Genomic DNA, 13,987 nt, shown 5'->3' on the forward strand with positions numbered 1-13,987 from the left:
CGGGGGCCGTCCGATCAGGCGGCGGCCTTTACCTGCGCTTCCATCACCTGGTCGACGATCATCGATCCGACCGCGTTCTGCCAGAGCCACAGGCCGTTGGCCTGCCCGGTGAAGCTGCATTCGCCGCCGAGCGGGCCCCAGGGCACGAAACCGGCCGCGAGTCCCAAGCCATAGAGCCCGGCGATCGGCATGCCGGCAGCATCCATGATTCGGCAGTGCCGATCGACCATCGGGCGGCCGTCATGCGCCGCCAAGGCTATCGGGCGGCCGTCACGGTCCGCGATCGGGATCGCGATCGGGCGGTAGCCGAGCGCGGCGATGACGATGTCCGCTTGCTCGATGTACGCGCGGGCGGCTGCATCGTCGTCGCCTGCGATCCGGTGAAGCGCGACGCGTGGATCGGGTACGCGGCCATCGATCCCGAGCATCCGTACGACCAGCTCGCGCGCCTCGAGGCGGAATCCGGCGAGGCGATAGACGAAGCCCGACACCGGGCAGATGTCGTCGGGACCGAAATCGGTGAATCCCTCGGCATGCGCGGCCTCCGCCGAATGGTAGAAGGGGCGTAGCGGCCGCCGGTGCAGTAAGGTGATGGCGCCGGCGCCGAGCGGCAACGCGGGCTGGCTCTTCAACAGCAGCGCGATCGTCGTCAGCGCGCTGGTCGACCCGCCGATCACCGCGATCCGCGGGTTGCGCTTGCCCGCGAGCAGATCGACGACCTTGTCGAAACCACCGAGCGTCAGGACATCATCCGATTGCAGCAACTTGCCCGATGCGAGATCGATCAGGCGCGCGCCGGCGACACGCTGCGTCGCGAGCCGATCGAGCGGCTGATGGCCGCCGGTCGCGACGACGACACTGGACGCGACCTGCTCGAAGACATGACCGTCGGCCACGCGTCGGAGCTGTACGCTCCACAGCGCGTCGCCGACCCGCTTCACGCCGAGCGCCTCGTGCCCGACGAGCACTGTTCCGCCGTTTTGGCGGACGATATCGGTCAGCCGGTCGCCGGTGGCGCGCAGCAACGGGCCGACCTCGGCCAGCGGCACGCCGAGCGCGTTCTGATGCGCGGCTACCGCACGCCCGGCGGGGTGATCCACCAGCCGCGCGAGTTCGGGATGAATATTGTCGCGCACGCTGCTCAGGAACGTGTCCGCGGTCGAATCGGAGGTGATCGCGTAACGGCCGAGTTGCCCGCCGCCGATCGCGCCACCGCGCTCGATCACCATCAGCCCCGACGCGGCGAGATCGGGCAGCAGGCCGCGCTTGGTCGCGGAGGTCAGCATTGCCGTCCCCGCCGGACCGCCGCCGATCACCATCACCGACGCGACCGTGCCCCCAGCACCGCGCACCGAGGCACGCCGATCGCGCGGCCGGACGATAGCCGCGCAGGCGTTCACGACTGCTCCGGCCGCGCGCTGGACATCCGCGACGGTCATCGCATCGGTGATCGGCAACGACAGCATGCGCCCGGCGATCCTGTCCGCGACCGGCGTCGCCTCGATCACCGCGGTCGCCTGGAACCAGGGCTGTTCGCCGAGATGCGGGCTGAAATACCGGCCGCAGCCGATGCCCTGCGCCTCGATGCCCTCGACGATCGCGTCGCGGTGATGCGCGAGACGCTCGGGCAGCAGCACGGGCATGAACTGCATCGCGCGGCGCTGGCCCGAGACCGTCTGGAGCTGGAAGGTCGCGAGCGTCTCGCGGTAGGTCGCTTCGAGGAGGGCGCGATGCGCGGTGACGGAGTCGATCTCGGCGAGCTTGGCCTGTGCCATGATCGCGACGATCTCGGGCAGCTTGGCGTTGATCCCGGGCAGGGTCGCGTTGCGGCTGCCTTCGAATCCGAAATTGCCCATCGCGCGCAGCGTCGCGATCAGGTCGACGTCGCCGCTGTGGACCAGCCCGCCCTCCCCGACCGCGAACGTCTTGGTCGCGTGCATCGAGTGGACCACCGCGAACGGCGCGCGCGCGCCGAACCCCTCGCCCGCATCGTCGCGCGTGCCGAGCGAAGACGCCGCGTCGATCACGATGCCGACGCCGTAGCGTTTCTGGTAATGCGCGTACCGATCGAGGTCGATCGCGTTGCCGAAGGTGGCATAGGGCACGACCACGCCGATCCGCTCGCCGTGGCGGTGCAGCAGCCGCTCCTCGTCGCGCGCGCATGCACCCCAGTCGTCGGGATCGATATCGCAGATCAGCGGCGTCAGACCCGCCCATGCCGCCGCCTGTGCGGTCGCGGCGAACGTCATCGCGGGCATCAGCGCCAGCGTGCCGGGCTTGGGATCGAGGTTACCCGTCCGCATGCCCGATGCGTGACGGATCGCGAGCATCAGGCCGAGCGTCGCGCTGCCGACCGCGAGGCTGGCGCCGTGGCCGCCGAACAGCGTCTCGGTCACGCCCGCCTCGAACGCGCGCACCTCCGGGCCGTTGTTGCTGAACACCCCCGACTCCTCGACGCGGCGCAGCGCATCGAGATGCTCGCTCAGGCGCGGCGGGTTCGGGGCGATCAGGGGAAGACGTTTCATGGGCGGTCCCGGCGGCTGTTCGCGCAGACCTTGGCCTACAGCCTCCTAAGAACCAGTTACATCGCCGTGTTTTAGAGTTTTGTACAGTTTTGACATCGATCCGGGCAGATATCTCGATCGTATCGACTGCAGGCTCATCTAGGAACGATCGCCCGATGGTGCCGATCGGATCGCGGCGCGACTCACGATCAACTCTATCGCCGACGCGAAATCCCGGATTGTATCCATGCCCATGAAAAGGCCCGCCTCTCCCTGTTTGGAAAGACGGGCCCTTCAGGTCTCGGATACTGGCCTTCCGGTCAGGCCGTACGCGTACCGGTCAGCGGGAAGCTGCCGAAGGCGCCGGCCGCGACGCTGCCCTTGAGGACGTCGTCCTCGACGGTCGCCTTGCAGTCGAGCGTCATCGGCATCGGCACGGTCATGCTCTGCTTCCAGGTGATCGTGTCGCCATCGACGTCACCCGTCACGTCCATGCCACCCATCGCGCCCGATACCGCACCGGTGAAGGTGCTGCCGGCGCTGTTGACGGTCAGCGTCATCTTCTGATCGCCCAGCGGCGATTTGACCACGCAATCCCAGCTGCCATCGACGTTTGCCATTGCACTCTCTCCTGAACTACTTGGCGCCGGCAACCGCCGCCGCAGGCACGACCTCGACCGGCAGGCCGATGCTGTCAAGCTGCGGTCGCACCGTCTTCGCATCGCCGACCACCACCCAGATCGTCTTCTTCGGATCGATCGCCTGCTGGATCGCGGTGTTGAGTTGAGGCAGGTTAAGTCCCTGGTATCGCTGCGTGATCGTCGCGTAGTAATTGTCGGGCCGCTTGAGCAGGTCGTTCTGCTGCATCGCGCCGAGTACCGCGTCCGACGTCTCGAAATTACCCGAAAGCGAGCGGATCGCGCCGTTGATCGCGCGGTCGAACTCCGCCTGCGTCATCGGTTCCTTGCCGAGGAACGCACCGATATCGGTGCGCAACGCAGCGATCGACGGGCCGGTCTGGTCCGCCTGCACCGGTGCCGACAGGATGTACGGCGCGGCATTTTCGGACTGCTGGAAGCGACCCGAGACGCCGTAGGACCAATGCTTGCTCTCGCGCAGGTCCATGTTGACGCGGCCGAGGAAGCTGCCGCCGAGCGCATCGTTCGCGGTCGCGATCGGCAGCAGGTCCTGCGTGCCCTTCAATCCGGTCGGGATGCCCGCGATGATCAGCGACTGCGGGCTGTCCGGCCGGTCGATCAGCACGATCTTCGGCGCGGACGGCGTGACGGTCGCCGGGAACGCCTTGACGCCCGGCGCCCCCGTCGGCCGCCACGTCCCGAACCGCGTATCGAGCGCGGCCTTCACTTCGGCGAGCGGACGATCGCTGACGACGAAGATCTTCGCCTTGTCCGGCCGCAGCCACGCCTGCTGGAACGCGACCAGATCGGCGCGGGTCAGGCCCGCTACCGCCTTCGGATCGCCGCTACCCTGCGCCTTGGCATAGGGCGAGGTCGGCCCGAGCAGCTTCGGCAGGACGCGAGTCGCCAATCCCTGCGGGCTGGTCAGTTCCTGCGCGATCTGCGCGAGCTGCTGGTTCTTGACGCGCGCGACCTCGGCATCGGCGAAGGCCGGGTTCTGCGCGATATCGGCGAACAGGTCGACCGCGGGCGCGAGGTTCGCGCTCGGCACCTGCAACGACAGGAAGGTCCGGTCGTTCGACGCGCCCGAACCGATCTCCGCGCCGAGCCGCTCCTTGGCTTCGGCCAGCGCGACCGAATCGCGCGTCGCGGTGCCCTGGTCGATCATCGACAGCGTCAGCTTCTGCGTACCGAGCTTGGTCGGAACGTCCGCCGCCACGCCCGCATCGAAGCTCAGCACCGCCTGCGTCACCGGCACCGCGGTGCGCTGTGCGTAGACCAGCTCGATACCGTTCGACAGGCGCGTGCGCTCGACGCTCGGGAAGCTCAGGCCGGCAACCGTGCCGACGCCGGGCAATGGCCCACGTGTCCCCTTGGGCGGCGCCTCGGGTGCGGGCACGACGTCGACCTTGGGCGGCACGACCGCGTTGGCGTACGCATCGCGCGCGCCCGGTACGACGGTCAGCGAATAGGCCGGGCGCGACAGCCACTTCGCCGCGGCGGCCTTCACGCTCGCGGGCGTCTCGGCGGCCAGCTGCAACAGCTGTTTCTTGTAATAGCCGGGATCGTTCGAATAGAGCGCGCCTTCGGCCAGCGTCACCGCCTTGCCGCCGAACCCGCCGACGGACTCGAGCCCCTCCATCGTGCGCGACGCGGTCGTCGTCGCGACGCGGCTGACCTCGTCGGCGGTCGGGCCGTTCTTGAGGAAGTCGGCGAGGATCTCGTCGATCCGCTTCGACACCAGCGCAGGGTCGACGCCCTGCCGGACGATCGCCTCGATCTGGAACATGCCGAGCTGGCTGAAGCTGTTGTTCGACGCGGAGATGCGCGTGACCAGCTTCTCCTTCTTGACCAGCGCGGTATCGAACCGGCTGCTGGCGAGCCCGCCGAGCACGCCCGCCGCGACGCTGAGCGCGGTGCCGTCCTTGTCGTTGAGGCCGGGGACCACCCAGTTGCGGCTGATCATCACCGCGGCGACACGGTCCTTGATCGTCTCGCTCACCGGCGCTGGCAGCGTCGGGATCGGCGCCGGGGGTACGATGCTCTCCGCACCCTTGGGAATGCCACCGAAATACTTCTCGGCGAGACGCTTCGCGGTCGCCGCATCGACGTCACCGGCAAGCACCAGCACCGCGTTGTTCGGGCCGTAATGATCCTTGAACCAGTCCTTCACCGTCTGCAGCGAGGCGGCGTCGAGATCCGCCATCGAGCCGATCGTGGTGTGGCCGTAGGGGTGCGTGGCGGGGAACAGCCCCTCGGTGATGTTGTATTCGGTCAGGCCGTAGGGCTGGTTGTCGCCCTGGCGCTTTTCGTTCTGGACGACGCCGCGCTGCTCGTCGAGCACGCCCTGCGTGATCGCGCCGGTGAGATAGCCCATGCGGTCGGATTCGAGGAACAGCGCGCGATCGAGAGCGGCGGTCGGCACCGTCTCGAAATAATTGGTGCGATCATAATAGGTGGTGCCGTTGAAGTCGGTCGCGCCGACCTGCTTCAGCGGCTCGAAGAAATCACCCGGTGCGTTCTCGGAGCCGTTGAACATCAGATGTTCGAACAGATGCGCGAAGCCGGTCTTGCCCTTGGGCTCGAACTTCGAGCCGACGTTGTACCAGACCGACACCGCCACGACGGGCGCCTTGCGATCGGTGTGCACGACGACGCGCAGGCCGTTCTTCAGCGTGAACTGCTGGTAGGGGATATCGACCGACTTCACGAGCTCTGCGACCGGCGCCGGCTTTGCCGTGGGCGTAGCGGGCCGCTGCGTCTGGCCCATGGCGGGCGAGACGAGGGCGATTGCAGCGACACCCGCAAGCGCGGTCATTTTCAAAGCCATATGCGAACACTATCCTAGGTTTCGAACGATCTCGTCGCATCATAGGCGCGCTTCGTCGTCGGGCAACAGGATAGATGCATCGAGTTTCGCGGCAAAATGGCGCTCAGAAGAACAGCTTACGGACGCTGATCCGGACCGCGCGGCCGAACGGGTCGAGATAGTCCGGCTGGTAGTTGTTCGGCGTCGCGCCGGTTGCATCGGTGACGCGCTGGCGGGTGTTGAGGACGTTGTCGACCGACAGGCTGACGCGCATGCCGCGCAGCCACGGGTGCGCCTTCACCCATTCGAGGCGCTGGCCGAGATCGGCGAACAGACGGATGTTGGCGGTCGCGAGGCCGCCGAAGTTGAGCGTCGAGGGCGCGGCCGCGGTGCCGCCATTGACCGTCGTGCCGGTCGCGTAATTGGCGGAGATGCGCGCGCCGAGGCCGTTGTTGGTGTAGCCCGCCTGCGCCTCCAGTTCGTGGCGCGCCTGGCCACCGCTGTTGCCGATCGCATCGCCGTCGAGCAGGTTCAGGCGTGGGCCGCCATCGGCGACGAGCACGCGATCGGTGAAGTGCCAGGTGTGATAGACCGCGAACTGGATACGGCCGCCGGCCTGTCCGCCGCGACCACCGAAGCCGCCAGGGCCCCGTCCGCCGCCTCCGCCCGGACCGCCACCTGCACCGCCCTGCCCGCGCGGACCGTCGCCGGTCGCACCCTCGGGTCGACGGAAGCCGCCCGGGGGTTGGAGCCCTTCGAACGGATTGGGGCCGGTGCCTGCGCGATACGCCTCGAGTTCTTTCTGGATCTTCGACTTCAACGGCGCGGAGAAGTTGATCCCCCAGCGCAGTTCGGAGCGCTCGCTACGCGCGAAATTGATCGGACGGCGGTCGACCTGCAACAGGTTGCCACCGGCATCACGCGTGAAACGGCTGGGGAACGCCGCTTCGATCGCCGCGGTCGCCGAGGGGAAGGCGGCGATCGGATCGTCGACCCGGCTCTCGACATAGTTCGCGGTAATCGACAGGTCCTTGGCGGTCCACGGCTTCAGCGTCAGGCCGACTTTCTTGACGTGGTTGTTGTCGGCGACCAGCCCGGGATTACCGCCGCTGATCGTCGTGACGGTGGCGGTCGTGCCGGTCACGTAATCGAAGATGCGGACGTTCGGCGTGGCGATCGACGGGTTGCCGAGCTGCTGTGCGGTCGGTGCCTCGTCGGTGTCGGTGACCGAGGCGATGACGCGCACGCCCTCGATCGGCGACCAGTTCGCGCCGTAACCGAGCGTGGTCAGCGTGCCGAAGTCCGACAGGTGATCCTCGGCGAGGTTGAAGTTCGCCGACAGCGTGCCGAGGAACGGCAGGACGCCCTTCGACCGGCTGGTGAGCGGCAGGTCGACGTTGACCTGGCCGTTGACCGTATCGCGCGAGACTTGCCCGGTCTGTTCACGCAGCGCACGGAAGGAGCGGCTGCTGAAATCGGCGGTTTCCGCACCGAGCTTGATCGTCGTCGAGATCGCGCCCGCCGGCAGGTTGAAGAGATTGCCGTTGATGACCGCATCGACGCCGCCGGTGCTTTGCGAGGCATAGGCGCGGTTGCCGGGCGCCGCACCGATGTCGCCTGCGGTGAGACGGCCGAACGGATTGGCGGTCGGATCCCCCGCCGCGAGCCTTGCATTGAAGGCGGTCGCATCGACGCCCGCCTCGGTGAAGGTCTGCGTATCGCTGCGGTCGTAATTGCCCGTCACGTTCCAGCGCCACGTGCCGAGATCGCCGTTGAGCGTGGTGCCGAGATGCGCGGCGATCGACGAGGTGCGCTGCGCGAGCGGGAGGAATCCGTCGTCGTCGAGCGCACGGTTGACGACGGTGGTGCCGTCCGCGAGCGTCAGCGCGGCGACGGGCAGCCCGTTGAGGCTGCGGCTGTCGGTCGATTCGAGGCGCCCGTTGATCGTCGCACCGATGTTGCCGAAGATGTTGCGCGCATAGACGCCGTTCGCGGTGAACGTGCTGTTTTCAGGCTCTAGCGTGCGGAACGGCCGCTGGTCGACGACCGTGTTGTTCGCGCCGCGTGGGCTTTGGGCAGTAGCAGTCAGCGCGTCGATGTCGCGTTCGGCCTCGGTCAGCGCCGAGGTCGAGGTGTATTCGACGTGGAGGTTGAGCCGGCGGTCACGCGCGATGGTGAGCAGGTCGACCTCGCCCAGCGGCGTGTTGCTGCCGCCCTCGGTCGGCATCCGGTCGGTCGCCTCCGCGGTGACCGCGCGGAAGCGGCGGCGCAGGACGAAGTTCACGACCTTCTGGTCGGCGCGGTAGCCGTATTTGAGCGCGACCTCCTCGGGCAGGATCTCGACGCGCTGGATCGCCTCGGTCGGGATGTCGCGGATCTCGGAGAAGCTGGAGATACGGCGGCCGTTGAGCAGCACGACAGGCGCGCCGCCGCTGCCGCGACCGCTGGTGGTCTGCGGGCTGAGTTCGGCCAGCAGGTCGGAGATCGAGCTGACGCCGTACGAACGGATTTCGGCCTGGCCCAGCGTCTGGTCGGGCGGGATGTCGCCGATCACCGAGCCCGGCAGCTTGCGCGAACCGGTGACGACGATCTCCTCGGCGTCGGCCGCCTCGTCCTGTTCCGGCGTCTGCGCGGCCGCCGCAGCGGCAGGCTGTGACGGCGCCTGTTGCGCGGCGGCCATTGCAGGCATGCTCACCGCCAGAACCAGACCCAAACTGCGCATACCCGTTCCATCCCGATGATCGACCGTCGATCAGGGGTTTGAACTAGCGCCCAATTGTCGCAGGATTGTGCCGGTTCGGCAGTGAATCGTCGCGACCGCCGGTTACCGCGACATGTGTGCGTCCATCTCCTCCAGCGGCACGCCCTTGGTCTCCGGGAAGTAGAGGAACACGGTGACGAACTGCACCGCCATCATCGCGGCGAAGAAGAGGAACGGCACGCCCGCCGACCATGCCGCGGCGATCGGGAATACCTGCGCGATCACCGCGTTCCAGCCCCAATGGCTCGACGACCCGATGCTCGACCCGCGTGCGCGGACGTTCTGCGGGAACACCTCCGAGATATAGACCCAGATCACCGCGCCCGAGCCCGGCGCGAAGAACATGATGAAGACGATCAGCGATGGTAGCAGCAGCCAGTTGGGCAGCACGCCGAGCAGCGCCAGCCCGCCGACGGTGAGCGCCGCGGTCATGCCGGCCGAGCCCCAGAGCAGCAGCGTCCGCCGGCCGATCCGGTCGATCAGCAGCATGCCGAGCAGCGTGAAGACCATGTTGGCGACCCCGATCATCACCGCCTGGAGATCGGGCGAGAGGCTGCCGCCGGACGCCTTGAAGATGTCGTTGAGGTAATAGAGGAACGCGTTGATGCCGCTGAACTGGTTGAACATCGCGACCAGGAAGGCGAGCGTGATCGGCTTGCGATGACGCGTCCAGGAGAGCTTGGCATCGCCCTTCGGCGTGTCCAGCTCTTGCCGGGCGATGTCGGGGCTCATGCCGACCAGCGCCAGCACGTCCTTCGCTTCGGCATCGCGCCCCTTGGCGAGCAGCCAGCGCGGTGAATTGGGGATACGGAACAGTAGACCGAAGAAGACCAGCGACGGCGCCGCGACGATCCCGAGCTTCCACCGCCACTCGACGTCGCCGAGATCGAGCGAACCGATGACCGCGTTCGAGACATAGGCGAGCAGGATGCCGAGGATGACCGCGAACTGGAAGCCGCCGACCATCTTGCCACGCTGGGCGGGTGGCGCGAGTTCGGCGATATAGGCGGGCGCGAGTACCGACGAGCCGCCGATCGCGATGCCGTTGATGAAGCGGAAGCCGAGGAAGCTGTGCCAGTTCCACGCCAGCGCGCAGCCAAGCGCGGTGACGACGTAGAGAAAGGCGAGGATACGCAGCACGTTGCGACTGCCGTAGCGATCGCCGAGCGTGCCGATGAACAACGCGCCGATCAACGTACCCCAGAGCGCGGACGAGACGGTGAAACCGAGCCACGCCTCGCTGAGCGCGAACTTGGCCTTGAGTGCGCCGGTGACCCCGGCGATCACCGCGGTGTCGAAACCGAACAGGAGGCCGGCCAGCGCGGCGGTGGCGACGCTCGCGATCAGGACGGTGCCGGGCTGGGCCGAAGGGCGGGATGCGGTGGGAGCGATCATCATGCCCGCCACGTTTCATCAGTTTGGCGGCCGCCGCAAGCGCCGCAAGGCCGCCGACACCGTCACGATGAACCGGTTCGACGAAAACACCCATTTCAGGTCTTTGAAAGTGCCTTAACGAATCGCCGACTAGCCCCTGTCGCACGAGTAAGGCGCGAAGGGACCAAGCGTTGACGACTGGACTGAAGAAAGCGCTGATCGCCATCACGGCACTGGCGATGCCGTCATCGGCCTGGGCGGCCTGTACCGTGACCAGTCCAAGTCCGACCGCGCTCGGCACCTATTCGCCGCCGGCGCTGGTCAATGGTGCGCCGCCCTATGTCGACGTGCCCGGCGGGTTCGACTGTCCAAGCACCGTGATCTCGCTGCTGGGCGGCAACTATCTGCGCGCGACCGTTACCAGCCCCGACGGTTTCAAGCTGACGTCGACCAACCCCGCGAACACCGTGACGGCCAAGTACGTGGTCGCGGCGGACGCCGCGGGCGCCTATCCGTTCACGCCGGGCACCCCGTTCGTCTACATGAACGGCGGCGTCATCAATTTGCTCGGGTTGCTCGGCGGCACGGCGCGCAACGTGCAGGTTCACGTCCGTCCGTCGTCGACCGCCGCAGTCGCGCCCGGCACCTATACGGGCAGCTTCAAGATCGCATGGGAGTGGCGGTTCTGCGACGTGCTCGGTTTGCTGGGCGCTTGCGTCGGCACGCTGGATCAGAACCCCGCGACCATCCCCGTCGCCAACGTCTCCGTGACGATGATCGTCGCGGCCAAGCCGATCGGCGTGACGATCATCACCCGGACGACCTGGGATCCGCTGTCGGCGACCAACAATCCACGGGCTATTCCGGGCAGCAAACAGCGGACGACGATCACGCTGACCAATTCCGATATCGTCGCGGTCGACGCCAATTCGCTCGCGATCGTCCTGCCGACGCCCAGTCGCGGCGCGGTCGCGCTCGACGGCGACGGGAGTGCCTCGACTGCGTTCGTGACGACGGCGGAGGGCTCGCCCGCATCGTCACTCGCGGTGACCTATACCGCGCCCGCCAGCACCACCGACGACGTCGATTTTTCAGCGAACGGCGGTACCAGCTGGACTTATGATCCGACGTCCGCGCCCAAGTCCGTCACCACCGTCCGCATCCGCCCGCGCGGGACGATGGCGGCCGGATCGAGCTTCAGCGTGTCGTTGCCCTACGTCCTGTTCTGATCGGGGTTCTGATCGCCGGTCTGTTCTGAAATGGGCGGGGTCGGCAGCGGTCCGACCAGTTCCATCTTGGTCGCGGTCGAGCCGACTTCGATGCCCGCCTCGCGGAACTGGCGGAGCAGCGTGAACAGCAGTTCGCTGCGCATCGGATAGGCATCGCGCGGGCTCGCGACGTACGCGAAGCAGTTGAACTTGGCGCGGCCGGCGTCGATCGAATCGATGAACACCTTGGGTTCGGGATCGTCGAGCACCTCGTGCTTCTCCGCGAACGCCGCGAACAGCATCGTCCGCACCGCGTCGAGATCCTCCTCGAGCGGCACCGAGAATTGCAGCTGGATCCGGCCGATGGGTGCTGCCAGCGTCATGTTCTGGATCGTCTTGGTGATCAGCTCCGAATTCGGCACGATCAGCGTCGAGCGGTCCGCGACCTGGATCTCGGTCGAGCGGACGTTGATCCGCTTCACGTCGCCCTCCATGTTGCCGATCCGGACGAGGTCGCCGATCTTCACCGGGCGCTCGGCAAGCAGGATCAGCCCGGAGACGAAGTTCTGCGTGATCGCCTGGAGGCCGAAGCCGATCCCGACCGACAGCGCGCCGAGCACCACGGCCAACTTCTCCATGCCGATCCCGAGCGCGCCGAGCGCCCACAGCACCGCGGCGATGATCCCGGCGTAACGCGCGACCATCATCACCGAATTCTGCGCGCCCGCATCCATCGCGGTGGTCGGCAGATAGCTGTTCACCAGCCAGTGCTGTAGCCCGCGCATGATCGCGAGCGCGACGAACAGCACCGCGATCGAGCGCAGCACCGCGCCCGGCGAGATCGTGACCTGGCCGATCGTCACGCCGTTCGCGACCGTCCCGAACAGCTCGAACGCCGAGCCGACGCCCGCCCCGAACGGCGCCATCACCGCACCGACCGCGAGCAGGATCAGCAACAGCCGCAGTACCGCCGACAGCAGCACGCCGATCTGGTCGACGGTCTTGTTGTCGACCCCGAAGCCGCTGTTCGCCGAGCGGCCGAGACGGTTGCCACTCGACAGCAATGTCCGGCACGCGTCGTCGGTAAAGGTCATCATCAGGTATAGCGTCGCCCCGACGATCGCGCCCCACAGCAGCCACGTCGCGACCTTGAACGCGAAGTTCACATAGCCGATCAGGCCGGCGATCAGCGTGACGAGCAGCACCAGCCAGACGAGCGTCGCGACGATCGCCAGCAGCGTGTTGCGCGCGGGCTTGGTCGGATCGGGCAACGCGGCGGCGCGCAACCGACCTAGCGTCACCAGGATCGCGCCGAGCAGGACGATGTGGAGCAACGCGACGACCGCGTTGGCCGCGCTCGATGCGGGCGCGCTGATGCCGATCAGCGTGTTGGTCGCGATCAGCAACTGGCCGAAGAAGATTAGCCCGGCGGCCATCCAGGTGTACGGGCGCAGCGCCTGCGCGGCCGGGTCGCCGATCGGCAGCAACCGCCACGTGGACTGGCCGCGCAGCAGCAGCGCGCCGCCGAGCGACGACACGAACGCGCAGAACCATGTGATCCCGACGAAGAGCGCGCCGAACCGGCTCCAGGCGGGCGACACGAGCCCGGCCCAGCGCAGCGACGCGACGATCGCCCAGGCGGCGAGGCCGGGCAGCGCGGTGCCGATCACGACCAGCCACAGCGCATAGGCCGAGCGTCGCAGGCGACCGCCGGGCGCGTGGTTGGTCGCGTAACGGCGACCGACGCCGTGCAGCCAGCGTCGCAACGGCACGATCAGCACCAGTGCGGTGAGGATGCCGATCAGCAGGCCGGTGCCCGCGCGCATGTCGAACCGCGCGCCGAACTGGCGGATCTCGACATTGGCGAACCGCATCATGCGCGCGGTGTCGCGCGGCAGGTGATCGACGATCGCAGCCCACAATGTCGGCGACAGCGGCGAGCCGGTGTTCTCGGACAATTGCTGGCCGAGTTCCTCCGCCTCGGCCGCACCGATATCGTCGATCTGCTGTTTGGCCTCGATGCCGATGAGACGGGCGCGCTTGATCGCGGAATCGATTCCGGACTGGCTCTGCGCGAGGAGCTTGCGTTGCGCGCGGATCTCAGGGGCTTCGACGACGCCGGGGGTGGCGGCGCCGAGCTCGGTGACGCGCGCCTGGACGAGGGCCATCTCGGGGGTGAGCGTGCGGACGGCGTCGGCGGCTATTGTTTGTACGGCCTGTGCGCGTGTGCGGAGAGCTTGCCGCGCCTTGTCGTCACGCGCGGCGGGCGTCGCGTCGTCGATTGCCTGAAGTTCGGCCGAGGCTTGGGTAAGGCTGGCAGCGACGGTCGCGACCTTGGGCTCGTCCTGCGCGATCGCGGGGAGCGCGGTTACGGCCAGGAGGAGCGCGACAAGGTAACGGAGGACGGTCATCCGAGGTGCTGTACAGCGGTAGGGCCGGAAACGGGAGGGGGTGGCGTGGGGCTCGGGTCCTTGCACCGCTACCGCTGCTTTCGGCAAAGTCTCAGGATGAACGCTTACCCATTACACGTCCCACCCCGGCGAAGGCCGGGGCCCAGTTGGCAAGGTCGCTGTAACGGAGCGCTGGCCTAAATCACCAGCCGCTCCCAACTGGGCCCCGGCCTTCGCCGGGGTGGTGTTAGGGAGGACGCGGTCCTGCAAACACAGCCGCCGGCCTGCAGCTTCCTTGTTCTC

At 67.5% G+C, this 13,987-nt stretch carries 7 protein-coding genes; 1 reads left to right on the plus strand and 6 read right to left on the minus strand.

Features of this window, described 5'->3' with window-relative positions; genetic code table 11:
* Nucleotides 1-14: 14 nt before the first annotated feature.
* The 5 genes from IFR23_RS06950 to IFR23_RS06970 all read right to left on the minus strand — a co-directional run bounded on the left by IFR23_RS06950 (nucleotide 15) and on the right by IFR23_RS06970 (nucleotide 10,110).
* Nucleotides 15-2,525 carry a DegT/DnrJ/EryC1/StrS family aminotransferase gene (locus tag IFR23_RS06950; protein ID WP_192975246.1) on the minus strand — a complete coding sequence of 837 codons (2,511 nt, stop codon included), beginning with the start codon at nucleotides 2,523-2,525 and terminating at the stop codon, nucleotides 15-17.
* Between the two features lie 299 nt (nucleotides 2,526-2,824).
* Nucleotides 2,825-3,124: a hypothetical protein gene (locus IFR23_RS06955; protein WP_060525867.1), complete on the minus strand. Its 300-nt coding sequence runs from the start codon at nucleotides 3,122-3,124 to the stop codon at nucleotides 2,825-2,827.
* A gap of 16 nt (nucleotides 3,125-3,140) precedes the next feature.
* Complete coding sequence (locus IFR23_RS06960) at nucleotides 3,141-5,972, minus strand: M16 family metallopeptidase (RefSeq protein WP_192975247.1); 2,832 nt, start codon at nucleotides 5,970-5,972, stop codon at nucleotides 3,141-3,143.
* Between the two features lie 103 nt (nucleotides 5,973-6,075).
* Nucleotides 6,076-8,673: a TonB-dependent receptor gene (locus tag IFR23_RS06965; RefSeq protein ID WP_192975248.1), complete on the minus strand. Its 2,598-nt coding sequence runs from the start codon at nucleotides 8,671-8,673 to the stop codon at nucleotides 6,076-6,078.
* Nucleotides 8,674-8,775: 102 nt separating this feature from the next.
* On the minus strand, nucleotides 8,776-10,110 hold the full coding sequence (locus IFR23_RS06970; protein WP_244655497.1) for a sugar porter family MFS transporter: 1,335 nt from the start codon (nucleotides 10,108-10,110) through the stop codon (nucleotides 8,776-8,778).
* A gap of 167 nt (nucleotides 10,111-10,277) precedes the next feature.
* On the opposite strand from IFR23_RS06970, the gene IFR23_RS06975 reads away from it, so the two are divergent.
* On the plus strand, nucleotides 10,278-11,315 hold the full coding sequence (locus tag IFR23_RS06975; RefSeq protein WP_192975249.1) for a protein CsuE: 1,038 nt from the start codon (nucleotides 10,278-10,280) through the stop codon (nucleotides 11,313-11,315).
* Here the strand turns inward: IFR23_RS06975 and IFR23_RS06980 are convergent.
* Nucleotides 11,300-13,705: a DUF3772 domain-containing protein gene (locus tag IFR23_RS06980; RefSeq protein ID WP_192975250.1), complete on the minus strand. Its 2,406-nt coding sequence runs from the start codon at nucleotides 13,703-13,705 to the stop codon at nucleotides 11,300-11,302. The two genes, IFR23_RS06975 and IFR23_RS06980, sit on opposite strands and share 16 nt — an antisense overlap.
* Nucleotides 13,706-13,987: the final 282 nt, after the last annotated feature.

The organism is Sphingomonas sp. CFBP 13603 (assembly GCF_014892665.1).
GTDB lineage: Bacteria > Pseudomonadota > Alphaproteobacteria > Sphingomonadales > Sphingomonadaceae > Sphingomonas.

What these genes read in the sequence shown, in the direction of transcription:
- IFR23_RS06955 (WP_060525867.1), bottom strand. Translation starts at nt 3,124, where the DNA reads ATGGCAAACGTCGATGGCAGCTGGGATTGCGTGGTCAAATCGCCGCTG.
- IFR23_RS06980 (WP_192975250.1), bottom strand. Translation starts at nt 13,705, where the DNA reads ATGACCGTCCTCCGTTACCTTGTCGCGCTCCTCCTGGCCGTAACCGCG.
- IFR23_RS06970 (WP_244655497.1), bottom strand. Translation starts at nt 10,110, where the DNA reads ATGATGATCGCTCCCACCGCATCCCGCCCTTCGGCCCAGCCCGGCACC.
- IFR23_RS06965 (WP_192975248.1), bottom strand. Translation starts at nt 8,673, where the DNA reads ATGCGCAGTTTGGGTCTGGTTCTGGCGGTGAGCATGCCTGCAATGGCC.
- IFR23_RS06960 (WP_192975247.1), bottom strand. Translation starts at nt 5,972, where the DNA reads ATGGCTTTGAAAATGACCGCGCTTGCGGGTGTCGCTGCAATCGCCCTC.
- IFR23_RS06950 (WP_192975246.1), bottom strand. Translation starts at nt 2,525, where the DNA reads ATGAAACGTCTTCCCCTGATCGCCCCGAACCCGCCGCGCCTGAGCGAG.